The 23,949-nt window shown below is 51.3% G+C and carries 22 protein-coding genes and 6 tRNA genes; 12 read left to right on the top strand and 16 right to left on the bottom strand.

Features of this window, described 5'->3' with window-relative positions; all coding sequences use genetic code 11:
• The first annotated feature begins 27 nt into the window (after positions 1 to 27).
• Genes GWK78_02540 through GWK78_02510 form a run of 7 tightly spaced genes read left to right on the top strand, consistent with a single transcriptional unit; the run spans position 28 to position 6,537 of the window.
• Positions 28 to 1,257 carry a tyrosine--tRNA ligase gene (locus GWK78_02540; GenBank protein ID QHU93892.1) on the top strand — a complete coding sequence of 410 codons (1,230 nt, stop codon included), beginning with the start codon at positions 28 to 30 and terminating at the stop codon, positions 1,255 to 1,257.
• Positions 1,257 to 2,012 carry an HAD-IIB family hydrolase gene (locus GWK78_02535; protein ID QHU93891.1) on the top strand — a complete coding sequence of 252 codons (756 nt, stop codon included), beginning with the start codon at positions 1,257 to 1,259 and terminating at the stop codon, positions 2,010 to 2,012. The genes GWK78_02540 and GWK78_02535 overlap by 1 nt, the downstream gene beginning before the upstream one ends.
• Entirely contained in the window at positions 2,013 to 4,055 is a 2,043-nt protein-coding gene (gene recG, locus GWK78_02530; GenBank protein ID QHU93890.1) for an ATP-dependent DNA helicase RecG, read from the top strand.
• Between the two features lie 10 nt (positions 4,056 to 4,065).
• Positions 4,066 to 4,884 carry a hypothetical protein gene (locus tag GWK78_02525; protein QHU93889.1) on the top strand — a complete coding sequence of 273 codons (819 nt, stop codon included), beginning with the start codon at positions 4,066 to 4,068 and terminating at the stop codon, positions 4,882 to 4,884.
• Entirely contained in the window at positions 4,874 to 5,425 is a 552-nt protein-coding gene (gene rsmD / locus GWK78_02520) for a 16S rRNA (guanine(966)-N(2))-methyltransferase RsmD (protein QHU93888.1), read from the top strand. Before GWK78_02525 ends, rsmD begins: the two co-directional genes overlap by 11 nt.
• Positions 5,418 to 5,978 carry a hypothetical protein gene (locus tag GWK78_02515; protein QHU93887.1) on the top strand — a complete coding sequence of 187 codons (561 nt, stop codon included), beginning with the start codon at positions 5,418 to 5,420 and terminating at the stop codon, positions 5,976 to 5,978. The genes rsmD and GWK78_02515 overlap by 8 nt, the downstream gene beginning before the upstream one ends.
• Before the next feature lie 13 nt (positions 5,979 to 5,991).
• Positions 5,992 to 6,537: a hypothetical protein gene (locus GWK78_02510; protein QHU93886.1), complete on the top strand. Its 546-nt coding sequence runs from the start codon at positions 5,992 to 5,994 to the stop codon at positions 6,535 to 6,537.
• Between the two features lie 51 nt (positions 6,538 to 6,588).
• Here the strand turns inward: GWK78_02510 and GWK78_02505 are convergent, their stop codons facing one another.
• The 6 genes from GWK78_02505 to GWK78_02480 form a co-directional block, all read right to left on the bottom strand.
• A complete protein-coding gene (locus tag GWK78_02505; protein ID QHU93885.1) occupies positions 6,589 to 7,245 on the bottom strand; it encodes a hypothetical protein in 657 nt (218 codons plus the stop codon).
• Between the two features lie 76 nt (positions 7,246 to 7,321).
• On the bottom strand, positions 7,322 to 8,914 hold the full coding sequence (locus GWK78_02500) for an alpha-amylase (GenBank protein ID QHU93884.1): 1,593 nt from the start codon (positions 8,912 to 8,914) through the stop codon (positions 7,322 to 7,324).
• Between the two features lie 86 nt (positions 8,915 to 9,000).
• A complete protein-coding gene (locus tag GWK78_02495; protein QHU93883.1) occupies positions 9,001 to 10,146 on the bottom strand; it encodes a hypothetical protein in 1,146 nt (381 codons plus the stop codon).
• 158 nt (positions 10,147 to 10,304) lie between these two features.
• Positions 10,305 to 10,380 (bottom strand) — tRNA-Gly (locus tag GWK78_02490).
• 49 nt (positions 10,381 to 10,429) lie between these two features.
• Positions 10,430 to 10,505 (bottom strand) — tRNA-Phe (locus tag GWK78_02485).
• A 49-nt stretch (positions 10,506 to 10,554) separates the two neighbouring features.
• A complete protein-coding gene (locus tag GWK78_02480; protein QHU94267.1) occupies positions 10,555 to 11,442 on the bottom strand; it encodes a family 16 glycosylhydrolase in 888 nt (295 codons plus the stop codon).
• Between the two features lie 398 nt (positions 11,443 to 11,840).
• On the opposite strand from GWK78_02480, the gene GWK78_02475 reads away from it, so the two are divergent.
• Positions 11,841 to 11,915 (top strand) — tRNA-Gly (locus tag GWK78_02475).
• 18 nt (positions 11,916 to 11,933) lie between these two features.
• Here GWK78_02475 and GWK78_02470 read toward each other — a convergent pair.
• The 4 genes from GWK78_02470 to GWK78_02455 form a co-directional block, all read right to left on the bottom strand.
• The gene (locus tag GWK78_02470; GenBank protein ID QHU93882.1) at positions 11,934 to 12,182 is read right to left on the bottom strand and encodes a DUF4342 domain-containing protein; all 249 of its coding nucleotides are present in this window, start codon (positions 12,180 to 12,182) and stop codon (positions 11,934 to 11,936) included.
• Between the two features lie 49 nt (positions 12,183 to 12,231).
• Complete coding sequence (locus GWK78_02465; GenBank protein QHU93881.1) at positions 12,232 to 13,098, bottom strand: hypothetical protein; 867 nt, start codon at positions 13,096 to 13,098, stop codon at positions 12,232 to 12,234.
• A 78-nt stretch (positions 13,099 to 13,176) separates the two neighbouring features.
• On the bottom strand, positions 13,177 to 13,920 hold the full coding sequence (locus GWK78_02460) for a slipin family protein (protein QHU93880.1): 744 nt from the start codon (positions 13,918 to 13,920) through the stop codon (positions 13,177 to 13,179).
• Between the two features lie 24 nt (positions 13,921 to 13,944).
• Positions 13,945 to 14,979 (bottom strand): D-alanine--D-alanine ligase, encoded by a 1,035-nt coding sequence (locus GWK78_02455; protein QHU93879.1) that lies wholly within the window; start codon positions 14,977 to 14,979, stop codon positions 13,945 to 13,947.
• A gap of 134 nt (positions 14,980 to 15,113) precedes the next feature.
• Here GWK78_02455 and GWK78_02450 point away from each other — a divergent pair, with 134 nt between their 5' ends.
• Together GWK78_02450 and GWK78_02445 are read left to right on the top strand one after the other, a co-directional pair.
• Positions 15,114 to 15,884: a hypothetical protein gene (locus GWK78_02450; GenBank protein QHU93878.1), complete on the top strand. Its 771-nt coding sequence runs from the start codon at positions 15,114 to 15,116 to the stop codon at positions 15,882 to 15,884.
• The gene (locus GWK78_02445; protein ID QHU93877.1) at positions 15,884 to 17,059 is read left to right on the top strand and encodes an AAA family ATPase; all 1,176 of its coding nucleotides are present in this window, start codon (positions 15,884 to 15,886) and stop codon (positions 17,057 to 17,059) included. The genes GWK78_02450 and GWK78_02445 overlap by 1 nt, the downstream gene beginning before the upstream one ends.
• Before the next feature lies 1 nt (position 17,060).
• Here the strand turns inward: GWK78_02445 and treF are convergent, their stop codons facing one another.
• The 5 genes from treF to GWK78_02420 all read right to left on the bottom strand — a co-directional run bounded on the left by treF (position 17,061) and on the right by GWK78_02420 (position 21,312).
• Positions 17,061 to 18,659 (bottom strand): alpha,alpha-trehalase TreF, encoded by a 1,599-nt coding sequence (gene treF / locus GWK78_02440; GenBank protein ID QHU93876.1) that lies wholly within the window; start codon positions 18,657 to 18,659, stop codon positions 17,061 to 17,063.
• A 92-nt stretch (positions 18,660 to 18,751) separates the two neighbouring features.
• Positions 18,752 to 20,575, bottom strand: coding sequence for a translational GTPase TypA (gene typA / locus GWK78_02435; protein ID QHU93875.1), 1,824 nt, complete (start codon positions 20,573 to 20,575; stop codon positions 18,752 to 18,754).
• 58 nt (positions 20,576 to 20,633) lie between these two features.
• Positions 20,634 to 21,068, bottom strand: coding sequence for a hypothetical protein (locus tag GWK78_02430; protein QHU93874.1), 435 nt, complete (start codon positions 21,066 to 21,068; stop codon positions 20,634 to 20,636).
• Positions 21,069 to 21,136: 68 nt separating this feature from the next.
• Positions 21,137 to 21,213: transfer RNA gene (locus tag GWK78_02425), tRNA-Val, on the bottom strand.
• Positions 21,214 to 21,227: 14 nt separating this feature from the next.
• Positions 21,228 to 21,312: transfer RNA gene (locus tag GWK78_02420), tRNA-Leu, on the bottom strand.
• A gap of 139 nt (positions 21,313 to 21,451) precedes the next feature.
• On the opposite strand from GWK78_02420, the gene GWK78_02415 reads away from it, so the two are divergent.
• Positions 21,452 to 23,056, top strand: a complete 1,605-nt coding sequence (locus GWK78_02415) for an FAD-binding protein (GenBank protein QHU93873.1) — start codon at positions 21,452 to 21,454, stop codon at positions 23,054 to 23,056.
• A 60-nt stretch (positions 23,057 to 23,116) separates the two neighbouring features.
• Positions 23,117 to 23,203: transfer RNA gene (locus GWK78_02410), tRNA-Leu, on the top strand.
• A 175-nt stretch (positions 23,204 to 23,378) separates the two neighbouring features.
• On the opposite strand, the gene GWK78_02405 is transcribed toward GWK78_02410, so the two are convergent.
• Complete coding sequence (locus tag GWK78_02405) at positions 23,379 to 23,696, bottom strand: hypothetical protein (protein ID QHU93872.1); 318 nt, start codon at positions 23,694 to 23,696, stop codon at positions 23,379 to 23,381.
• Between the last annotated feature and the right edge of the window lie 253 nt (positions 23,697 to 23,949).

Genomic DNA, 23,949 nt, shown 5'->3' with positions numbered 1-23,949 from the left:
TATACTAATAACCAGAAAAGGAGGAATATGCAATTATCAGAGGAGCTAAAGTGGCGCGGGTTTTGGAATCAAGCGACATTCACCGATGATGGGCGTATTGATTCGGGAAATTTTACGCTCTATTTGGGGACAGACCCGTCGGCGGACAGTTTGCATGTCGGGCATCTGGCGGTCTATATGATGGTGCGGCATTTTTTGGAGCGCGGTCACAGGGTGTTTTTGCTGGTTGGTGGTGGCACCGGGATGATTGGTGATATGCGCGACACTGAGGAGCGGAACTTACTTTCTTATGCAGAAATTGAGCATAATAAACGGGCCCTAAAGGCGCAAGTGTCGCAAATTTTTGCTGGACGCGATTTTACCTTGGTGGATAATGCGGATTGGCTGGGCAGTCTGGAACTGATTCCATTTCTCCGCGACATTGGTAAGAATTTCAACATGGCAGAGTTAACGACGCGGGAATTTTTTAAGGCGCGTATTGCTAATGGCAAGGGCCTGAGTTTTGCTGAATTTACTTACACGTTGCTGCAGGGCTATGATTTCTGGCACTTGTTCAAGCATTACGGCGTTAATTTGCAAATTGGCGGTTCCGATCAATGGGGTAATTTGCTCTCGGGCGTGGAGTTGATCCGCAAAAAAGAAAACACCGAAGTCTACGCCATGACCGCGCCGCTGCTCATCAACAAATCAACCGGTCGTAAATTTGGCAAATCCGAAGGTGGCGCCGTGTGGCTGGACGAAAACAAAACCAGCGTCTACAAGTTCTATCAATTCTGGCTGAACGTTGATGACGAAAGCGCCATCGAATACATGAAAATCTTTACTATGCTTGACCGCGATACCATTGAGGCCATCGCTGAAAACCACGCCGTCAATCCAGGTGCGCGCTCGGCACAGAAAGTTTTGGCGCGTGAAGTCACCGACATCGTCCACGGCGTCAATCGGCGCGAATCAGTGGAGCGGGTGACGGAAGTATTGTTTGGCGGCGGCGATTTTCGGCAACTGTCGGACGATGATTTGGACACCCTGGCCAAAGAAATTCCACGTGTTGATGTCGGCGTCGGCGTGATTGAAGCGTTGGTGGTCTCTGGTGCGGTCAGTTCTAACGGCGAGGCCAGACGCCTGCTCAAATCTGGCGCCATCAGCCTTAACGGCGAAAAACTGGCTAATGACCGAGCCATCAACAATCAATCTTTGTTGAAAAAAGGTAAAAATACGTTTATTCTAGTTGCAGAAAATATGGAAGGAGAGGAATAATGAAAAAAATTATCGGGTTTGATTTGGATGACACGCTAGCTATTACCAAGTCACCAATTAGCGATCGGATGGCCGGCATTCTTAGCCAGTTGCTTGAAAATTATGACGCGTGCGTCATTACGGGCGGCACATTCCAGCAGATTAAAAAGCAGGTGATTGATCGGCTTAATGTTCAGCCTGAGTTGCTTCAGCGGTTTCACGCGATGCCAACTTGCGGTACTAGGTATTATCGATTTGATACTGCTGATAATGAATGGAAGATTCAATATGCGAACGATTTATCTGATGAGCAAAAAACTCAGATAACTGCAGTGCTGGAGGAGGTTGCTCGAGAGATGGGCATTTGGTGCGATAATCCTGCGGGTGAAATTATTGAGGATCGCCACAGCCAGATTACCATGTCGGCGCTGGGTCAGCAGGCGTCGCCAGAAGATAAGTATGCCTGGGCGGAAAAGTACAAGGATGTCCGTCCGGTATATCGTGACAAGGTGGCGGCGAAACTGCCAAATCTCGAAGTTAGGATTGGTGGTACGACTAGTACTGACATTACGCTGCCAGGAATTGATAAAGCCTATGGCATTGGTAAACTGCTTGAGCTGAACGGCTGGTCAAAGGAAGAAGCGCTATTCTTTGGCGATAAATTACAGGAAGGCGGCAATGATTTTCCAGTCAAACAAATGGGCGTTGACTCAATAGAAGTAAGAGGTTGGGAAGACACCGCCTACGCGCTGGAAGGCATCAACGCCGTTTCCTAGATGAAACTAACCACCCCTCTCGCGCACATCAAAGGCGTCGGCCCCAAAACCGCCCAAGCGCTGTCGGCGGCGGGTCTGGAGACGGTGGCGGACGCCTTGGATTTTTTGCCGCGGGCGTATGATGATTATTCGGCGGCGGTTAACATTGCTGATCTTCAGCCGGGCAAGGTGACGGTGCGGGCGCGCTGCGAGTCGATTTCGACGCGGATTGTGCGCCGGGGCCTGAGAATTACCACGGCGGTGCTGGCGGATGATTCTGGCAAGGTCAAGGCCGTTTGGTTTAATCAGCCATACCGTGAGTCACAGCTCAAATCCGACGCCGAGTTCATGTTTTCTGGCCAATTTGGCATGCAATATAACAGCTATCAGATCAGCAATCCCTCTGTTGAACTGGCCAAGCAAACAGATACGTCCGACGCCCAGCATACATCGGGCATTCATCCAGTCTACAAATCCATTAAAAACCTTCGCCCGAAAACCGTGCAGGATTTGCTGAGGAATCTGCGCCCCGTCATGGAGTTTTTGCCCGAAACGCTGCCAGAGCATATCGTCCAGCGGCAAAAGTTAGTCAGCCGCGCGGAAGCTGTCAAGTTTCTCCATGCGCCGAAAAATCATCAGGAAATTGCCCGCGGTCGTGAGCGGCTGGCATTTGAAGAATTGTTTGAAATGATCTTGGCAGCGCAGCTAAATAAGCAAGAACAAACCAAGTTGACTGGCTGGAGCATTCCGTTCAATCAGCCGGTTGTCAAGCAATTTGTCGAGCAATTACCATTTCCCCTGACCAACGCGCAGCGCCGCGCTGCATGGCAGATTTTGCAAGATTTGGAGTCCAAATATCCGATGAATAGGCTGCTGCAGGGCGATGTTGGCTCGGGCAAAACTGTGGTCGCCGGGCTGGTAGCGGCGGAAGTGGCGCAGACTGGTTTTCAGACAGCCATCATGGCGCCGACGGAGATTTTGGCGACTCAGCACGCCAAAACGCTGGATGAATTATTATCGCCATTTGGCGTGTCAGTGGCGCTGCTGACAGGACACGTCAAGGGTGCGGTGCGGCGGCAACTGTTGGACAATTTAGCAAATGGCACCATTAACGTGGTGGTTGGTACGCACGCGCTGATTCAGGAAAAAGTGGCGTATCATAAGCTGGGGTTTGTGGTGATCGACGAGCAGCATCGGTTCGGCGTCAAGCAGCGGCAGGCGTTGCTACAAAAGTCAGACTACATGCCGCATCTGCTCAGCATGACCGCCACGCCGATTCCGCGGAGTCTGGCGTTGACCTTGTATGGCGAGCTGGATATCTCTATTTTGGACGAGTTGCCGGCCGGTCGTCAGCCGATTCAAACGAAAATTTGGTCACCGGCCTCGGCGCCGAAGCTTTATGAAACCATTGACCATGAGCTAGCCCAGGGTCGCCAAGCCTATGTCATCTGCCCATTGATTGACGATAATCCTGACAATGACAAAAAGTCGGTCGAGGCGGAATATCACAAATTGGCAAAAACGATGTTTCGTCATCGCCGCGTCGGATTGTTGCACGGTAAACTGCCGCCTGAGGAAAAAGCCGCGGTTATGCAGCAATTCGCGGACGGCGACATTGATATGCTAGTGAGCACCACGGTGGTGGAAGTTGGCGTCAATGTACCGAACGCCACGGTCATGCTCATCGAAAATGCTGATCATTTTGGGCTCAGCCAGCTTCATCAGCTGCGCGGGCGGGTTGGGCGCGGCCAGCACCAGAGTTTTTGTCATTTGATGTTGTCGAGTCACGACAAGCCGAGCCAGCGGCTCAGGGAAATTGAGAAGTCTCAAGACGGCTTTTACCTGGCGGAAGTTGATTTGAAACTGCGCGGCCCTGGCGAGATTTACGGCCGAGCGCAGCATGGCGCGCTGAACCTGAAAATTGCCTCGTTGAGCGACACGCCGCTGATTGCCCGTGCGCAGACAGAGGCTGAGCGCTTTGTCAAAGAGGGGCAGGATTTGCTACAATATAAGCATCTGGCGCGTGCCGTCAGTCGCTATCAGCGATTAACCACGCTAAATTAGTGAGATAAGTATGTATTCAGGAACCACATTTCACACCAAGTCAGGCAATCTGATGGGTGTTCATCAAAAAATTGATCGGGTCGCGCGGCGACATATCGTGCAGCTATTGCCGTCGTGGTGCAACTTTCCGTCAAGCAGGCAGATTTTGCATTTCGAGGGTAATAATGGCCCCGATGGTATTAAGCGTAAAAGTCCGGCCGTTGATGAGCCGTGGCACTTCATTGACCCGCATGATCCGAATGACGTGGCGCTCCTCGAGATGGTTGATCAACACATTACTAATCTCGCAGCAGCGCTTAATGCTGATAACTGTGAGCGAGCAGCGTTTGAAGCAGCATGGATGGCTCACGCGATCACTGATGGCTTGACGCCACCGCATCATTTTCCACTGGAGGAGAAATTGGCTCAGCTACGTGGTGAGGGCATGGAGACCCGCAATTCGCTGATCAAAAAGAGCCTCATGCCGGGCGAAACGGTGTTAAAAACCCTGCGCAATAACTGGGAATTTTGGGGCGCAAAGGGCGTGATGACTATGCATCTGGCGTTCGAGGCGGGTGTTGCTAGCGTAGTGGCCTACCAACGGTTTGCTGCTGGCCTGCCGCAGCAGCGCGACATTGAGGAAGTACGCCAGGCGGGCTTTCGGGCGTTTTATCTTGGCTGCGTTCATGAGGTGGCGGATATGGCCATGTATGAAAAGTTCGCCAAGACTGGCTGGACAACGGAGCTGGCGCGGCAGACCAACCGTCAACTGATGCCGCTGATTATTCGTGCGGTGGTGCTGGGCTGGCTGAGTGCAGTGTGGCTAGCCGAGGAACAGCGTGCGCGTTAAGCTCATTGCTGGTGAATTTGGCGGACGATTCATCCAGGCGCCGCCCGGCTCGACGACGCATCCCATGGGCGAGCGGGTCCGTTCGGCGATGTTCAATTCACTGGGCGAAACCGTGCGTGGCGCGCGGGTACTGGATACTTTTGCTGGCTCCGGTGCGATTGGTTTGGAAGCGCTCAGTCGCGGTGCTGAGTCGGTGGTTTTCGTGGAGCGAGACCGCGTCGCCCAGCGGGTGATTGCTGAAAATATTAGCACCGTGGGCGCCAGCGAAAACTCTATTGTAATAAAAACAACGGTAGCAAATTGGCTAGAAAGCATGAGCGTAACAGAGGAGTTTGATCTTATTTTTGCCGATCCACCATACCACAACCCGCAGTTTTCCACAGTCTCGCGACTGATGGGACTTCTCAAACCGGGTGGACATATGGTATTATCACACTCAGGAATAGGTGAGGTGCCAATTCAGAACGGAATTGTTGTGGTGGACAATCGTAGTTATGGGGGTGCGCACCTCACTTACTTCCGTAAGGAGATAAGTGACTGACGCTGGCGAGGTGATGATGGAGAAACGGCGAGACGAACATAATCACTCGGCTCTTCGCCCCGAGCCCCTGCCTATGTGGACAAAAATAGCGGACGTAGCAATGCGGCCGCTGATGTTTGTGTTGGGCGGTTTTCGCCGAGACAGTATGCAGGAGACCCACCCGTGGCACTGCCGGCGTGATATTGATCCGTCGCTGATAGACCCAGCGCTGACAGTGACGACGAATGGTGAAACAGACGAGCTACTACCGGGCCGCTTTTCTTTTCTTTTTCATGCGCCAGGGCTCGTTGGCTGGCGGCATTATGCCGTGCTGCGGGCTAAGCCGCCGTTTCACATTGGCTGGATAGTGCGTGAACGTGGGAGTGGCCAGGTAAAGCAGTCAATAGTCCATCGTCTACCAATCAATGATCAATACGTGCGAATGTTGAGTGGTCCAGCGCACCTAGAGACAGAGTTTTTTGCGGTACATCCTGACGGAAGGCAGATCGGACTGGAGATTGTGGACACCGGTGTGCTCGGTGATAACAAGTACCCAAAGGTACGATTATTATAAGGAGGAGGCGAGTATGAAAGAACAATTTGACAGTGAAGCGCCACTGCGGCCACTCCCGTATGGTCTATTAAAACGAATGGGGGACGTAGCGATATCGCCACTGCGGCTACTGACGGCTGGAGGGCGTGCATATGATATTAATCATTCCAGCCCATGGTCATGTCACGAAGTTGACCCGGATGCTGTTGACCCGGAGAAAGTACTTATCATGCCAGGAGTTGAGGGCCAGATGCCAGATCATAAACGGACGCCACGATTTCAGATGCCAGTTGCTGGCGGCTGGAATAAGTATGGGGTGCTGCAGCCTCAGTTTGAGGGTAGTGGTGACGAGCTTGGTCAGTTGCTATTCTATATCGGCTGGGTGTCGGTGGCTGGTAAGGCTGAGTTAAATGATCGGCCGATTCAGGGGGCGGTACGAGTGCTGCGTGGCCCTGATCCAACGGCGTTCTTTGCGGTCAATGGCTTGGGTCAGCAGTTGAGGTTGAAGTGTATCGGTGCAGGGCGGCTCGGCCCAAATGGACTCAATAGATATGTTGCGTCGTGGGCACAGCTGTACTAGCGGGGGATTGTTGGCGGGGTGACAGGTCTAGCCTTAGTGAAAGCACGGTAATTAACTGATTAGTTTGTCAATCGCCTTGGCAACCTCGGCATCGGTAAAGTTGATAGTCGACTTTTTCTTAATGAACAGTCTCAGGCTACGAATAACATCGGGTGACTTAATAGCCTTTCTCATGTTGTCTTCGGTTAGCGCATCAAAACGCTTCCAGTATTTATCCAAATCACCTCTGAGCACTGATTTCTTGGTGAGGTTTACTAGGTGCTTTGCTGCAGTTCTAATTGTTGATAAATTGGTTAAGTCATAGGCAAAAATACGCTGTGAGCGAATCGGCTTTTCAAAGATAACGCGGTGAAGCTCGACGCAGCGACCATTAGTTAAGATCACCCAATCAACGCCTTCGTTTGAGGCATAGTCAACAGCCTGTTTGAGGTGGCGCTCATTGAGGTCAATAGAGGTGGCCTTTGCTTCAACAATAAAATGAATTTTCTTATTTAGCTGCACAACGTAGTCAACATATGTACCACGAATCATATGTTCTGTTTTAATCTCGTCAATGAGAGTATATCCAAGCACCACACTGAGCAGGCTATTGACCATCAGGCGTGCCGTTGACTCATCAGCATTGAGGTTTTCTTTCTTTGTTAAATATTTTTTACGATACTCACGCAAAGCCTTTTCACAAGCTTTTTCCTGGAAGTCTGTAGCCATAGTTACCCTTCGTTATTAACTAAACTTGCAGATATTGTAGAACAGTATACTCAAACTGTAAAGACATAAGCAATAGTTACCCATTATTCTGCGGCAATAATAAAACCCCACAATATTTCTGAATTGTTAGCTGCTGATTATTATCGATGGTGGAGCAGTAGGGGTGGGTTGAGGCGATGATCTCGGTATTTTCTGGGATAAAAAAATGCTGTGGTGCATCAGCGAAATTAATATAAATATAAGCCCACTCGCTGCCTAGCTCTCGTTTGATGCCAAGGATAAATCCATTACCGGTGTTAATCACTTCAAGCGTACCGTGCTGCAACACTGGCATACTCCGCCGCAGGTGAAGCAGCCGTCGGTGCAGGTGTAGAAGTGAGTCAGGGTGCATGGCCTGTGTCAGGACGTTGGTTCTTATCGCGTTGGCGTGAACGGGCAGCCACGGCTGTACGCTTGAGAATCCAGCGAACCGCGTATCGTCCCATTGCATCGGCGTGCGCTCCAGGTCGCGGCTGTCAATGGTGGAATTGGCGGGACTGAAATTGTCCTGAATATCCTCAGTAGTCAGTTCGCCATTAGTCATGCCAATCTCGTCACCATAGTACATCACGCTAACGCCCGGCGTGAGCAGGTTGAGAAAATGCAGTGCTCGTGCTCGCTCTGTCCCGAGCCGCGAGGCGACGCGCGGCTGATCGTGATTACCAACGCAGAAAAACGGCTTGGCCAATCCTGCCGCCTGCAGATATTTCTCAATCTTCTGCCCAGTACGCTCCGCGTGCCACTCGTCCTGGCGATATTCCATAAAGAACGCCGACGCCTTCGGGTGGGCCGTCAGAACCTTGTGGTACTGCTGGTAGATATCACCCAACCCCTCGTCCGGATAAAATTCAAACACCATCTGCTTGTCGTCATACTCATCGCAAACTGACGCCAGCTCATGCAGATATTCTTGAAAATGCGGCCCCATTTTACAGTGGTCGTGAATGAATGTGCCGTAGGCTTCAGGATCGCCGTGAAAATCAGGATTTGGCGAATCGTCACTAAACTCAGGGTCTTTCGAAATGCCCCAAATCGCGTCAACTCGCATGCCGTCTACGCCCATATCAAACCAAAATCGCACCACGTTTTTCATCTCATCGCGAACCGCAGGATTATCCCAATTCAAATCCGGCTGTGTTTTTAGGAACGAATGGAGATAAAATTGATTGGTCTGCTCATCAAACTCCCATGAACTGCCACCCGACAGACTACGCCAATTATTTGGCTCATTGCCATCCCGCCCGTCACGCCAGACATAATAATTACGCCTAGGGTTATCGCGTGATGACCGAGCCTCCTGAAACCATGGATGCTGGTCAGATGTATGGCAGGGAACGAGGTCGATCATGACTTTAATGCCTAGGATATGGGCTTTTTCTAATAGCGCCCGAAAATCGTCCAGTCCGCCAAATGTCGGATCAATTGCTCGATAATCGGAAATATCATAGCCAAAATCAGTCATCGGCGATAGGAAAAACGGCGAAATCCAAATTCCGTCAACGCCCAGCCATGCCAAATAGTCCAGCTTTTCGGTAATGCCATTCAAATCGCCAATTCCGTCGCCATTGGTGTCTCGGAAACTACGCGGATAAATCTGATACAGAGAAGCGACATTGTGCCAAGCTTTCATAGTTTAAGTATAGGTGAGATGGGTGATTTGGGCAAATAGGTGGAGTGGCTCTGCATTACTAATAGCCAGAGCCGGTGTCTCCAGCCTTACTGGTTATCGCCGGCGTTTGCTATCTTGAGCATATTTCGGATTTCCTCAACAGCACGTCCAAGGTGTAGTTGCTGGGCAATAGCGCCAGCGGGATCCAACCTGTAGTCTTTTTTAATACCACTCTTATGATTGCCAGCTAGTCGCTCGTTCATGATATTGACCATGTTATTAATAGTCCAAGCCGCACCAGTCTTATATCCTTGAATTTTATATTCGCGAGGGACTCCCGTTAGCGTTTGCTCGACGTCCTCATACCATTGGTTTATTATATCGCAATTAGCTATAAACGTAGCGCAGTTCTTGTCATAAATAGGGACGTCCCGTTGGCCGATAACCCTGAAAGCATAGACGTCAGCGACGCACTGATACACCGGCGTGAGATCAATATTATTTTTTCCTTTAGTACCTCTACTCTCGGGGCTTTTAATGTCTATTAATAGATTAGACATGCCGCCGCCCTTACCGTCTATCGCCGATCTAATTGTACTGGTAATGTCTCGGGCGCAGTTAATTAGTGTATCCCACCGCACCCCCTGGCGTCTGTCATTTGTAGACCGTGTCAACAGGCCGTCAACCTTTACTCCACCCAGTTTCTCGCGGCCCTCGCCCCGAATAAAGGCCGCCATATCCAGTATCTTATTCTCAACACCGCTTAGATTAGGCCGGCGCATTTCTTTTAATGAAAGAAGCTCGAGCACTAAGCCGTGCAACTCCTCGGGCGTATAAGCAAACTTATAGAGTGGATCTTGTGAAAATGACCCCATAGTTTCTATGTCTTTAATGAGTTGCCGCTGTTCTAGAGTCCGCTCTCCTTCTGGGGTTTTCTCCGCCTCTCTTGCCCGCAGATACACAGTATCAGAAGGCTCATTACTATCGTGCTCCAGATTTAGAATAGGGCTAAGCCGTGATAATAAATCAGGGATCTCATCTACTGGTGGCAGCCCATCCATACGCTGTCCGTCAGCTGATGGCTCTGGCGCGAGAGGTTCTCTGAGTCCGAACTCTCCCAGTGAGCGCACGACAGCGGGGTCCTGTGGTTGATCGTCTGCTTCCGACGACTGGACACCGCACTCTTTCTCAAGGTTGTTCTGGCCTTGATTATCAGTTGGTAGTTGATATCCGGGTTCACGAAATATATTCATAGTAATCACTAATATAGTATAAATAACATAATTAGTTAATAGCTAAAAATAAGAACTTCTTTATAGGTTTCTTGCCAGAAATTATACAACGAACCCTAATTATCCATTTGGGTTAGTCTGAACAATATAAAAAAGACGTCAAAACGCCTGTTTCATTGTGGTGCGGGTAAGGAGACTCTAACTCCTGGCCTCTTCCATGGCAAGGAAGCGCTCTAACAACTGAGCTATACCCGCATGTGGTTCACGGTTTATTGTAACAAAGCCGCGAATAAAATGCAATGTTTGGTGGCTCCTCCCAGACTCGAACTGGGGACACAAGGCTCTTCAGGCCTCTGCTCTACCAACTGAGCTAAAGAGCCACAAACTTGCTATTTCATTGTACTAAAGTTGCCGTTATCTGGCAAGCCGCTATTTCCGCACGTAATGCGCTACATAGTCAATTTCGATATCGGATACAGCTGGCGTGAGTGGATTAGGTACGCCGCCGTCAACGGTCTCGGTATGTTTATTAATGCCGTTCGGGTTCATCGCTCCAGCCTGTACACCGAGGAACATCTGCTTGTCGGTTACGTTCGGATGCTTGATGCGACCCCATTCTTTACCATCCAGCGTAAAGATTATGTGATCCTTCTCGACGATAACGCCGTACGTGTGCCAGCCGCTCATATCATGATTATCAAGGGATGCTTGCTTTTGCTTGTTGTCCGGATCCCAGTGGTACGTTGCCTCAACACGAGGACCATTGACGTGCCCCTCAGCGAAATCAATCTCTGGTGGCCAGCCTTCGTCCTTTGGCCAGAGAAGGAATGCGTAGCCGACACCTTTGGCTTTCGGGAACTTGGCGCGAACTTCCCAGCGACCACGTGAAGCGGTAAATACATCGCCCGAGCCGGCGCCGCCAGTGCTCCACTGGCCGTTCTCGTACTGAGTGCGAATTACCAGTTTGCCGTCTCGAGTGAACGAATTACGCTGCGACATCACACCCATACAGCCGTGGCCAACCGCTGGATCGCCCCAGCCGTACTGCACCCATTTAGTTTGCTTGATCGACGAGTCAAAGCCTTCAAAATAATCAATCTGCCAGCCATCAATTGCCGCCTGGTTTCGGTCGTGGTTCGCCGGGCCGCTGGGCTTTGATGGCTGAGGCTGGCTTGGAACGCTACGCTTGCGCCTCTTATTGCTAGAGTTATTGTTTGATGAGTTGTTGTGCGGCAGTTGATTAGTCTGCTCAGTTGAGCCATGAGGGTCGTGACGTTCGGGCTGTTGATTTGTGGTCTGGGCTTGATTCTGGCGCATCGTCTGCGTTACCCAATTGTGCTCAGCTGGCGTCGGTTTATTGTCAGTGTTTTGGTTAGGCTTGCTTGATTGCTGATTGTCGTTCGTGGAGTTGGTATCAGAGCGAGAGCGATTATCGGTACTCAATGAGCCAGATGAGCCAGTCGGCGACGTAGTTCGGTCAGCGTATTTTGTCGCTTGGGGCGGGGCGTTATTTACCTGCGACAAGAAGTGCAGTGCGCCAAGCGACAAGCCGCCGATGACGATAAGAGTTGCTATGCTAGTTGTAACCAGTTTTCGCTTCGTCATATGTCTATTGTAGCGCACTAAAATTATATGTCAAACTTTTAGCGTAAGCGTCAAGAAAATGCTACAATACTCTAGTAGTTTGGCGGAGAATCAGGTATAATATTCTCGTCGCGGGTGTCGTATAACGGCTATTATGTGACCTTCCCAAGGTTGAGACGGGAGTTCGACTCTCCCCATCCGCACCAAGTTGATAAATAATCAAGTCAGTCTCGTCGCTCTACCGCAATCGTGCACTGCGCCATCAATGCCACTGCTGCGCCGAGTGCTGCAAGTGTTGGTAGTAATAATGCGCCTACCACGCCAGCAGTGACCGGGAATTCCATGATGCTTTCGTCTTTTTCGTTCTTGATGATGACGCGGCGGACGTTACCTTCTTTGATGAGTTGCTTGACCTTCTCGACAACTTGATCGCCGTTAACGCTAAATTCTTCGGTATAGTTTTGTTTACGCATGTTTACTCCTTACTCTTTACTACTCTTAGGTAGCTTTATTTATGATTACTTAGCTTTTTTGGGCTATATCTAGTATCTTGCGCCACAGCTTTCGTGATTTATCAAGGCTGGTCTGCAGTTCAGCCTTATCGTCGGCTGATCCAAATTCTAACGTATTTGTAATATATGAGACCGCCAGACCATTATTTTCAACTAAGGATAGCCACTTTGAATACATAGTCTGTTTATCGTATATATCTATAGGCTTGTGTAGTGACGTTGGTGATATAGCGCCAAGATGTTTTATCTCACCTAAATCAGAGTGACTTCTTACTTTGTAAACAGATTTATCATCAGTGTACTGCATGCGCCGCAGGGCACGTCTGGCAATTATGTCAACCCAATCTTTGCCTGGCACTATTGTTTCTAGATATTCGTTAAGACGTCTTTGTCCTTCTTCGTCTAGTGCTCGGATGTCGTCGGTATTCATCATATAAGTACACATCGTAGAGTGGATGTCATACGGAGTGACGATTGTTTCTGGTGACAAAAGTATATCGCGAGCTTCTACAGGAAATATATAGCGCCCATTTCCAGTTGGATGAAGCGCGCCCCAATGAAGAAAAGTATAGTGATCTAATCCAAGCGACTCGTCGAGTTTGCCAGTTTGCGATCTCCAATCCTGCCTGTCTGTCAAATCGCTTGGAGGAATTATACCCTCTGTTTGGAGGAGTTTAGGGTCGCTAGCAGTAGCATGTGACAGTTCAACATTAAGGAATGTCTCTTTAATACGAGCTAAAGCTTTTTGCTCATGGATATCAGGACTCCAGCTAAGCTCAGGATAATTGTATCTATTTGATAATACTCTTTCAGGATCTATAACAGATTCCAGCTTTGAAGGCAGTGATATTGCAGGTAGCTCGTGAGGTTTAGACATTACTTAGAATATACTAACACATTATTGAATATATTTCAAATCCAGGTTCTTAAAACTAAGGTTAAACTAGGTAATTTTCTATTTTTTACCGCCGCGAATGGCATCAATCAGTTCAATCGGGAAGAGCATCATCGTCTTTTGTGATGGTTCGGTCGAGATACGCTCCAGTGTATTTAGCGTACGCAGATTAATCGCGCCTTGGGTTTTTGCCAGGATCTCGGCGGCTTGCGCTAGTGTTTCAGCGGCAGCTTTTTCACCGTCGGCGTTGATGATGTTGGCGCGGCGTTCGCGTTCGGCCTCGGCTTGCTTGGCCATAGCGCGCTTCATGTCGCCAGGCAGTTCAATGTTCTGGATTTTGACATTCTCAACATCGATACCCCATTTGTCAGTCTCGGCGTCAACAATTTCTTTAATTTGCTGCGAAATCTCCTCGCGCTTGGCGAGCAGGTCGTCCATATCGACATTACCAGTGACATCGCGCAGAGCAGCTTGGGCAAATTGGCTGGTGGCGTAAATGTAATTGGTCGTTTCTAGCACCGCTTTTGGCGCGTTAATCACTCGGAAATAGACCACCGCATCAACGCCGACGGTGACGTTGTCTTTGGTGATGACTTCTTGTTTCGGCACGTCAATTGGCGTTGAGCGCACATCCACCATCATCATCGTCTGAAAAATTGGTATCACTACCCGCAGTCCTGGCTCGCGCACGCCAGTAAATTTACCGAGCGTCAGCACCACGCCGCGCTGGTATTGATTGACCACTTTTATGCCGCTCAGCACAAACATCAGTACGATGACTAAAATTACTGCTACTATTTCCATATCTACCTCCTGTTTATAAGGAAATTATACGCCACGTATAGAGCGGCTGGCAAGCGCCTCCTCGATCAGCTCATCAATCAGCGCCCGTGGACTGAGGCCTGAAGCCTCCCATAGTTTTGGATACATGCTGATGTTGGTGAAGCCGGGGATGCTGTTAATTTCGTTGAGAAAAATCTGGCCCGTTGGGTCAAGGAAAAAGTCAACTCGCGCCATACCGTGTCCACTAGTCGCGTGATAGGCGGCCAGTGCGAGGCGCTGTAGTTCTGTCGTCACTGACTCGTCAATGTCTGCGGGGATAACGACGCGCGAAGTGCTAGCAGTGCTGTACTTATCGTCGTAGCTATAAAACTCTTCGCCAGGAAGAATCTCACCAGGTACGCTGACGCGGGCAGATGTGCCGTGGCTGAGGATGGCCAGCTCAATCTCGCGGGCGGTGATCGCTTGTTCGATCAACACGGTGTTGTCGTGGCAAAAGGCTTCGTCAAGCGCGGTGGTGAATGCTTCGGCCGAATAAACCTTGCTGACACCGACGGACGAGCCAGCGCGGGATGGCTTGATGAAAACAGGCGTACCAAGCTCATCAGCTATCTCGGCGAAGGTCGGTCGTGGTGCATCACTTACTAGCGTTCGCCACGGCACAACCGGAACGTGAGCGCCGAGCGCCAGCCGCTTGGTCATGTCTTTGTCCATGGTGACGGCCGCCGAAAGGAGACTCGGGCCGACATAGGGGATGTGAAGTAGCTGCGCCAGACCCTGTACGCTGCCGTCCTCACCATTTTTGCCGTGAAGCACCGGAATTATCACGTCAATCGGCAGCGGGTTAACGCCGTCGATGAGCAGTGACCGCTGGCCGAGCTGTGGCGTTAGGCGCGGGCTCGGCTGATTGCGTGCCTCGATCGTCTCGACGAGCCGCCACTGACCAGTACGGTCGATGTAGCATAGTTTGATGTCGTAGCGTGCTGTGTCTAGCGCCACTAGTACATTAGTGGCGGAATTGATCGAGACCTCGTGCTCGGATGACTCGCCGCCAAATATGAGGAGAACGCGTAACCTATCCATTATACCAGTATAACGCACTATGCCCTGACGAGGCGAATTTCTGGGCGTGATATAATGAAATGATGATGGCGGAGAGTGAAAGAAATAGGAGAAATAGATCACTGTCACCTGAGGTCATCGGTAGTAGTGACGCAATGACTGGGTGCAGTGGGCGTGAGGTTGTCGGTAATATTAGTGCAGTCGCCGGCATGTTGACAGCTCTATCGAGTGAAGTGTGGCATAATGTGTTACCAGAAGCTGGTCAGCAGGTAACATTTTTTGGTGGTATAGCGGTGGCGATAGGGGGGTTGTGGCGGATATCTCAGGCTGTCCAGTTGCGTGAGTATGGTGAGCGCGAGCCTGAGCTTCTTAGGGAGGCAGTTGGTAATCTGCCGCCACTGGTCGATAGTATCAAAGATAGCAGCAGGCAGCTAGATAATCTATTCGGTGAGCTTGACCAAAAGCGATTGACATATGAGATGGCGATTAAGGCCGGTCGTACACTAGTCGTACCGCTCACCACTGATGAGGCGGAACGTCACGCGGCACTTGTGCGACTGACCAGTTGTTGTTCTGGCGGCGCTGGTCTGGTTAATGTAGCAGCAGCGCAGGTTTTACACTGGGCTGGCTGCGCGTTGCCGCCGGAAATGACGGCGCCTGGGCGGTGCCGGTCTCGTCGCGAGGCTGGTCAGGCGGGGGCAGACAGCATGCATCAAACGACACTGGATATGTTGGAGCAGTATGTGCCGCTGGATGGGATGACGTGGCGAGAGTACGTGGCGTCGCCGGAGTTTGCGGCAGTCTGCGGAAGCGCTCAGCAGATTGATCGAGGGTTACGTCTGCAGACAAAACCGCTCGGGCGGCGACCGGCTGATTGTTTTTCACACTTTTCGCAGTATCGTCCGCGAGGGGATAATTGGTGGTAATGGACGCGCGACAACCCCTGGCGGAGCAGATGCGGCCGCAAACCTTGGATGAGGTGATTGGACAAAATCATTTGCTGGGCGAGGGCGAGTTACTTCGCCAAATTGTTAAGCGTGGTGAGCCGGTTAGCTTGATTTTGTGGGGGCCGCCAGGGACGGGCAAGACGACGTTGGCGCGGATTATTGCCAACGAAGTTAATGCTGAATTTGTCGAGCTGTCGGCGGTCACTAGCGGCAAAAAAGATGTCGAACGGGTGATCGAACATGCCAGGCAAAATTGGAATTTGGGCCTCAGGACAATTCTATTTGTTGACGAAATTCATCGATTTAATAAGGCGCAGCAGGATGCGTTTTTGCCGCACGTCGAGAGCGGGCTGATTACTTTGATTGGTGCGACCACCGAGAACCCGAGCTTCGAGGTGATCACGCCGCTGCTCAGCCGAACGCGGGTGCTGGTGCTCCACCAACTGACCAAAGATGAAATTATACTAGTGTTGAAGCGGGCGCTGAAAGTTTTGAGACAAACCAAGCGGGTGTCGCCCAAAGCTTTGGATTATCTGGCGGAATTGGCGGGCGGCGACGCGCGGGTGGCCTTGGGTAATTTGGAGTTGGCGCTGAGTTTTGGCGAGAAAGTCACGCCAGAGGTTGTCAAGGCAGCGGCCCAGCGGCGACTGCCGGGTTATGATAAAAAGGGCGATGCGCATTATGACGTCATCTCGGCGTTCATCAAATCACTACGCGGTAGTGATGCGGTGGCTGCGGCATATTATTTGGCGCGTATGATTGAGGCTGGTGAAGATCCGAAGTTCATTGCTCGGCGGATGGTTATCTTTGCGTCAGAAGACATTGGGCTGGTGGGTAACGGCGCGCTAAGTCTGGCAGTCGCCACCTTTGAAGCGGTGGAGCGCGTTGGCTTGCCTGAGGCCAAATATAATTTATTCCACTGCGCTATCGCTCTGGCGCGCAGCCAGAAATCGCGCGAAATTACTGATTTGATGAATGATGCTTTTTCTCTGGCGCACAAATATCCGAACTCGCCGGTGCCGCTACACCTTCGAAATGCAGCCACTAAATTAATGAAAGATTTGGGCTATGGCAAAGATTACAAATGGCAAGCTGGCTTCCAGCACGAAAAGGGGTTTTTGCCGGAAGACATTCCGCGTCCGACCAAGAATTAGCCTACTTTGGGCAGCGCTCATCAAACCGATCATACAGCGCCGCGTACACGCCATTGGTCCAGCCGAAGCCGTCTTGTAATGGATACTCACCGCCACCGCCGATGCGTGATTCACTATCGACATCATATTTCTCGATCATCTTACCCTGGTCAGCAAAGACGCGTTCGGTTGAAGCCAGCCAGCGCTTTCTAATTTCCTCTGCTAGCTCATCCAGCCCATACCGCTTCAAGCCGCAAACCGCCACCCATTGTAGCGGCGCCCAGCCATTCGGCGCGTCCCATTGCTGACCATTGTCAACCAGCGTCATCCGCAGTCCACCATCGCGCAAAAACTCGCGCTCTAATTTCTCGGCCACGCGCTTGGCTTGTTTCTTGGTGGCGATACCGCTGTAGAGCGGGAAGACGCCGGCCAGTGTGGCGTGGCTCGTCTGATGACCGGTGCGGAAATTATAATCATAGAAAAAGCCGTCGGTTTCATTCCAACAGTGCTGGCGGATGCTCTCGGCGCGGCGCTCGGCCAGGCGGATAAAGCGTTTCTTGAGCGGTGCCTGACGCAGCACGCCGTAACAATGGGCGATCGTCATCTCTAGTTCGTACAACAAACAGTTCAGGTCAATCGGCACGAGGTCAGTCGTTTGAATCGTTTCAATGTCGTGCGGATCACTAAACCAGCGCGAGCTGAAATCCCAACCACTCTCAGCCCCGGCCCGCAGGTCGAGATAGACCTTAGTCTTGTTGGCGGAGCGACTGTTCCTGGCGGTTTCGATATCTTCGCGGCGACTTTCTGGGCGCGGCGTGGCCTTGTCGTCGTAGTAGCGATTGAGCACCTGGCCATCGGGCATGGCTACTACGCGGTTGGTGGCCATAAAGTCAATGCTCGAAAGTTTGCGCTGGCCTTTCATCCAGAATTTATATTCGGCCAGTAGTGAGGGAAAGTACTCGAGGTACGTCAAGCTCGGGGCGCGCCGGCCGGGTTTGCTGGCGAGGAGCTTGACCATCGCCGCAAAAAACGGTGGCTGGCTGCGACTGAGGAAGTACGTCCGGTTGGCGGTCGGAATGAAACCAAAGCGCTGAATCATGTACACATAATTTTTCATCATGCCGTCGATCAGCTTCCACTTGCCGTCCGCCGCCAGACCCAGCATGATAAAATACGTATCCCAGTAAAATTGCTCAGCAAATCGACCGCCCGGCACCACGTAGTCGTGCGGCAGGGCGATCAGCGAACCCTTCGACTTGTGGGCGCGGCGGATGAGCAGCGGCCAAAGGTTGGTGACGTGCTGCCTGGCGGAGTCAGCCTGGACAAAGCTCACCTTTTTGATCGGCGATTCAAATTCATAAAAATGTAGCTTCACAAATTCATCCAGCCGAAAGTTGGGATCACGTCGGGCCAGGCGATACTCTTGGAGGATGCGGGTGGCGCGCTTTCGCGGCACGAGATCGACGAAAGTTTTACCATCGGCAAACACGCGGTGTGACTGCACCTCATGAAACAACTGCCCGAGCTTTTCGTCGGGATCTTTGCGGTCGATTGGTGTGATGCGCTGGGCGGTGCGGGCTAACGTGCGCTTGATAATTGTTGTGGTTTTTTTGGGAAGCATATGGTTAAGTATAGCGTGTTACCGTGGGATAATCTATAGTAACGTTAAGTTTCTTATGTATTCTGTCAGTCGGGAGTTTATCGGGGCGGGGCCTACCGCTTGTTGGCGCGCTTTCGCTCATTAGCGTCAAGGTAGCGTTTACGCAGGCGCAAGGATTTTGGCGTCACCTCCAGCAGTTCGTCGTCCTCGATGAAGTCGATGCATTGCTCCAGGCTAAACTGGGTAAATGGTGTCAGCTGTACCGTGCCGTCGGACGATTTGGAACGCATGTTGGTTAGATGCTTAGCCTTACAGACGTTAATCTCAATGTCTTCTTGGCGATTATAAATACCGACGATCATCCCAGCGTACACTTCCGTGCCAGGTCCGACCAAGAGTTCGCCACGAGCTTCGGCCGCCTGTAGAGCATACGGCGTGGTGGTGCCAGCCTCAAAGGCGATGAGCACGCCGCCGCGGGTTTTCGGCAATTTGCCGTCCAGCGGTTGATAGCCATGCGGCAGGGAATTCATAATCACCGTGCCTTTGGTGGCGGTCAAGAGTACGTTTCGCAGGCCGATCAATGCTCTCGTCGGCAGCACATAGGTGATGCGGGTAGCGCCGCTGGCGGTGGTTTCTTGCGATTTCATTTCAGCGTGGCGTGCACCCAATTCTTGGCTAATCGCGCCGATAAATTCGCTGCTAATTTCGATTTGCAGTTCTTCAATTGGCTCTTTTTCGACGCCGTCCTCGGTGATGGTGACCACTTGCGGGCGGCCAACTTCGAACTCAAAGCCTTCGCGCCGCATGGTCTCGATCAAGACGCTGAGGTGCAGCTCGCCGCGGCCAGACACCGTAAAGCCGATCCCGTTTTCTTCAACGCGCAGTGCTACGTTGGTTTCCAGTTCTCGCCGCAATCGGTCGCCAATTTGCCGCGAGGTGGTAAATTCGCCCTCGCGCCCTTTCATCGGGCTGGTATTCGGGCCGAGGTACATGCTCAATGTCGGCGCTTCAATAGCAATCGCCGGTAAGGCTTCGGGCTGTTCTTTGTCGGCAATCGTATCGCCAATGTGCGCTTCACTGACGCCGACCAATGCCACAATGTCGCCAGCAAACGCCTCGTCAAGCTCTTCGCGGTTCAGTCCGCGGTAGCCAAAAACTTTCTCAATTCGCGCTGAGCCTGACACCTCGCCGTGCTTTAGTAAACTAACCGCTAGGCCGCGCTTAACCGACCCACGAGCGATCCGCCCGATGGCATATTTACCCTGGAAGGTGTCGTACTGCAGGCTGGTTACCAGCATCTGAAAACCGCCATCAGCCGTGACGCTCGGCGCCGGGATATCGTTGATAATCGCTTCAAAAATCGGTGTGAGGTCGGCGTCTTCAGTCGGGTCGGTAGGAATCTCCTTCCACGCTTTGCCATCGCGCCCGATCGCATAATAAATCGGATAGTGTAGCTGGCTATCATCGGTTGCTAGCTCCAGAAACAGATCGCTCAGTTCATCTTCAACCTCGGCGATTCGCCTGGCTGGCTTATCAATTTTATTAATCACCACCACTGGCTTCAAGCCCAGCTCTAGCGCCTTACTCAGCACAAACTTAGTCTGCGGCATCGGCCCTTCCTGCGCATCAACGATCAGCAAGACACCATCCGCCATCTGCAATGTCCTCTCGACCTCGCCCGAAAAGTCCGCATGTCCCGGCGTGTCGATGATGTTGATTTTATAATCACCGTAAAAAATCGAGGTCTGTTTGGCGGTGATGGTGATACCGCGTTCGTGTTCCTGATCGCCCGAATCCATGATCAATTCTTGGCTCATCTCAGCCTGATTGTCGCGGAATGTACGCGACTGTTTGAGCAGCCCGTCAACCATGGTCGTCTTGCCGTGATCGACGTGGGCAATAATGGCAATATTTCGAATCTTGCTAGCGTCTTTCATAAAAATATGGTCTGATGTTAATCACAGACCTCCTTATTCTCGTTAATTATACCACATATTAAGTCAAGGTCTGAAAAACTGCCTTTTCTAGCTGGTTACGTCTAATCCGCAGAGAGCGTAATGAATTGTCAGCCGGTATATAAAGGTGGGACTGGGTCATGAAGGCTGTATATAGCGCTTGGGCTGCTATTTTTCGATAACTATCGCCTCTGTCTATATAATTTACTGTCGGTAGTTTATCTGTGTTATTCAAAAATCTGTAAGCGTCCACTCCATTAAAATACAGCCCAGGCATTCTCTCTTTGTTGGTTATCTCTTCTAGTAGTTGCGAATATAGGTCGCTGTGATGCCCGTGGTTGGCAAGAGCAATAGTAACCCTAGCTATGTCCTTCGTGCCGCCACAGATTGCCAGGCCTATGGGCTGGTTATAGTTTTCTTCTTCGGATCGCGGAATATCAAAAACACCGATTTCTGCAGTAATTTTCTCTGGCATAATAAAAAGTGTAGATTATTAAATACTACGCTTTTTATTATATCATATATTTTACAAAAATGCAATGATGGTGGGAAATACAGGGCTCGAACCTGTGACCTCACGAATGTGAATCGTGCGCTCTAGCCAACTGAGCTAATCTCCCATAAAATAAAACCTTGGTGCGGATGAAAGGACTTGAACCTTCACGCCGTGAGGCACATGCTCCTAAGGCATGCGTGTCTACCAATTCCACCACATCCGCATAACTACTTGTCAAGGAGGTGCGTCATGTTGTCAGGCGCATCCACCCCTTAATTATACATGACCCGCCGCGCCCAGGCAATACACTTTACGCTCCACCTCGACCGTGCTATCATGAAATTAATAGAAAAAGGGGGACTATGAATAAGGTTGCGACGTATTTGAATGAACATCTGACGGGTGAAGTGGTGACGCATGACGGTGCTCTGGCGGATGCGCAGCGGGACGGGAGCGTGCTTGCGCGCCGGCCGGAGTTGATCGCACGAGTAGCAGATACGAGTGATGTGCGCAAGATTTTGCGGTTTTGTTCGCAACTGGCGGAGAAGGGCCACGTCCTGCCGGTGTATGCGCGCGGATGCGGCACGGACAGTACGGGTGCGGCGATTGGGCGTGGCATCGCCATTGACATGGCGGCACACATGCATAATGTCGTCGGAATTGATGCTAAGCAGCAGCTGATTCACCTCCAGTCGGGTATTTCTCACAGAGCGGCGCAAGTGGTTCTGTCAACGCATAAAGGTTTGGGTCTGCCGGAGATTTCATTGACGGGTGAGGACGGGACGATTGGCGGCGCAATTAGTACTGAAGCGGCTGGCATGCTGTCCTCGGCGTATGGTCTATTGAGCCAGTCGATTCACCAGATGGAAGTTGTTCTATCAAGTGGCGATATTGTACAGACCGGTCGGCTGTCGAAGCGTGAACTGAGCAAGAAGAAGGGTCTGGCGACATTTGAGGGCGAATTATACCGTCAGCTGGATAATTTGATAACCGATAATGAAGCGCTGATCGCTCGGATTGATGCTAGTGCGCCAGAGATGGCCGGCTTTTCGAGCATCGCTCAGGTGCGGCAGCGCGACGGCTCGTTTGACCTCACGCCGCTGTTTGTCGGCGCTCAAGGCAGCCTCGGTATCATCGGCGAGCTAATTATGAAAGCTGACTTCATCCATCCAGAACTAGCCGTGGTAAGTGCCGCGTATAGTTCAATGAATGCAGCGCAGGCGGCGGTTGACACGGCCCTGCAAGCGGGCGCCTCGACAGTCGAGCTGATCGACGGGCGGCTCTTCTCGCGGGCGGCAGCCCAGGGTAAAAAACTAGCATGGGCGCCAAAAGAATGCTATCGCGGTGGCGTGGTAGTGGCGCTCTTTCACGCGTTTTCGGACCGCGCGCGTAGCAAGGCTGCCAAGAAGTTACTACGTGCGCTTCGCGGTGGCACGGCTGTGCAGGTTGAGCTACGCGACGTGGAAATGAAAGAAGCGTTTACGCTACATTCAGTGCTGACCTTGGCGGAGCATCCAACGGATGAGCACGGTGTCATGCCGCAGGTATTCTCTGGGATGTGGCTGCCGGGCGTGCAGCTGGACGGCTTTATCAAGTCGATGCGCGCGCTTGAAAAAGAATACAGCGTGGCCATGCCGCTGTTTATCGACGCGACGACTGGCATGATCAATAGTTATCCGGTGTTCTCGAGCAAAAAGGTCAGTGACCGCCAACGTATCCTCAAACTCTGCTCGGACATGATGCGGATCGTGACTAGCCACGAAGGGTCGTTCGCGGGATTTGGCGGCGAGGGCCGGCTCAAGGCGGCATTTGTTCAGCCAACACTGACGCCCGAGGAGCGTGACCTGTATGCAAAAATCAAGCATATCTTTGATCCAAAAGGCATCCTCGCGCCGGGTATCAAGACTGCTGTGCCGATGAAACAACTGGCAGAAGAATTAAATGCTTGGTGCCGGCTGGCGGGCTGAAACGGCTGGGAAATCTCCTTGCGGAGGAGCGGCCGGTCGTGTATAATACTCGGTAGTCACGCGGATGTGGCGGAATTGGTAGACGCGCTAGCTTCAGGTGCTAGTGTACGCAAGTACGTGAAGGTTCAAGTCCTTTCATCCGCACCAGAAATCATACGATGAGTCAGCGCTCATCGTTTTATATTGTTTGACTATAAAAACTGAGGATGTCTCCTCGGGGTATTATGCAGATATATGGTAAGCATGACAAGCAGACGGGATAGGGTTGTCTTAGGTGAGACAACGTGTGTTCCGCCGCTCACTTGTCATGCTTGGCCTGGTACTAAGTCAGGCCTTTGGCCCTGCGCAACTCACTAATGAGCCGCGCCGCCGTCCCCGGGCCTCCGTTGTCCCGATCGTAGAGCCGGGGGTCCAGCTCTCGGTCGGTTGAGAGGAGCACCTTCAACGGTCTCCCGAAGAGGTAGTCGAAGGAGATATTCCCACCCCTCCTCTTTTTTTCGTCGATGATCGACTGCGCCATCTCGACGCTCAATTCTTGAGGGCCATGCGCAGCTGCGAAGATACCCATACCAACGGGCCTGGAATTGTTAAAAAGCCTCGCGAGAACTTCTGCCAGTGAAATACCTTCGATGTTAACCATGTGAGTCATGGTAGCTCTTTCTCCGCATCTTTGGCGACATGCCATCCAATAAATGGACGTGTGCAATCCTATAACACACAAGATGAGGTTTCGCGCCTCTTACCATAAAAGAAGCAAAATCTCACCTTGTGTCGTCTGCTTGTCAATGAACGCCTTTGGACAATAAGTCAAATTTATGTCAACAAAAGCTGATATATATATCACTTATATGAAAAAATGTCAATGATTTTTGTCAAGTTTTTCTGTTTTTTCA

Source organism: Candidatus Saccharibacteria bacterium oral taxon 488, assembly GCA_010202845.1.
GTDB lineage: Bacteria > Patescibacteriota > Saccharimonadia > Saccharimonadales > Saccharimonadaceae > Nanosynbacter.
This window is presented reverse-complemented; position numbering and strand designations above follow the sequence as displayed.

Coding starts and splice junctions, on each gene's coding strand:
- GWK78_02540 (QHU93892.1), top strand. CDS start 28: ATGCAATTATCAGAGGAGCTAAAGTGGCGCGGGTTTTGGAATCAAGCG.
- GWK78_02535 (QHU93891.1), top strand. CDS start 1,257: ATGAAAAAAATTATCGGGTTTGATTTGGATGACACGCTAGCTATTACC.
- recG (QHU93890.1), top strand. CDS start 2,013: ATGAAACTAACCACCCCTCTCGCGCACATCAAAGGCGTCGGCCCCAAA.
- GWK78_02525 (QHU93889.1), top strand. CDS start 4,066: ATGTATTCAGGAACCACATTTCACACCAAGTCAGGCAATCTGATGGGT.
- GWK78_02510 (QHU93886.1), top strand. CDS start 5,992: ATGAAAGAACAATTTGACAGTGAAGCGCCACTGCGGCCACTCCCGTAT.
- GWK78_02505 (QHU93885.1), bottom strand. CDS start 7,245: ATGGCTACAGACTTCCAGGAAAAAGCTTGTGAAAAGGCTTTGCGTGAG.
- GWK78_02500 (QHU93884.1), bottom strand. CDS start 8,914: ATGAAAGCTTGGCACAATGTCGCTTCTCTGTATCAGATTTATCCGCGT.
- GWK78_02495 (QHU93883.1), bottom strand. CDS start 10,146: ATGAATATATTTCGTGAACCCGGATATCAACTACCAACTGATAATCAA.
- GWK78_02480 (QHU94267.1), bottom strand. CDS start 11,442: ATGCGCCAGAATCAAGCCCAGACCACAAATCAACAGCCCGAACGTCAC.
- GWK78_02470 (QHU93882.1), bottom strand. CDS start 12,182: ATGCGTAAACAAAACTATACCGAAGAATTTAGCGTTAACGGCGATCAA.
- GWK78_02465 (QHU93881.1), bottom strand. CDS start 13,098: ATGTCTAAACCTCACGAGCTACCTGCAATATCACTGCCTTCAAAGCTG.
- GWK78_02460 (QHU93880.1), bottom strand. CDS start 13,920: ATGGAAATAGTAGCAGTAATTTTAGTCATCGTACTGATGTTTGTGCTG.
- GWK78_02455 (QHU93879.1), bottom strand. CDS start 14,979: ATGGATAGGTTACGCGTTCTCCTCATATTTGGCGGCGAGTCATCCGAG.
- GWK78_02450 (QHU93878.1), top strand. CDS start 15,114: ATGACTGGGTGCAGTGGGCGTGAGGTTGTCGGTAATATTAGTGCAGTC.
- GWK78_02445 (QHU93877.1), top strand. CDS start 15,884: ATGGACGCGCGACAACCCCTGGCGGAGCAGATGCGGCCGCAAACCTTG.
- treF (QHU93876.1), bottom strand. CDS start 18,659: ATGCTTCCCAAAAAAACCACAACAATTATCAAGCGCACGTTAGCCCGC.
- typA (QHU93875.1), bottom strand. CDS start 20,575: ATGAAAGACGCTAGCAAGATTCGAAATATTGCCATTATTGCCCACGTC.
- GWK78_02430 (QHU93874.1), bottom strand. CDS start 21,068: ATGCCAGAGAAAATTACTGCAGAAATCGGTGTTTTTGATATTCCGCGA.
- GWK78_02415 (QHU93873.1), top strand. CDS start 21,452: ATGAATAAGGTTGCGACGTATTTGAATGAACATCTGACGGGTGAAGTG.
- GWK78_02405 (QHU93872.1), bottom strand. CDS start 23,696: ATGGTTAACATCGAAGGTATTTCACTGGCAGAAGTTCTCGCGAGGCTT.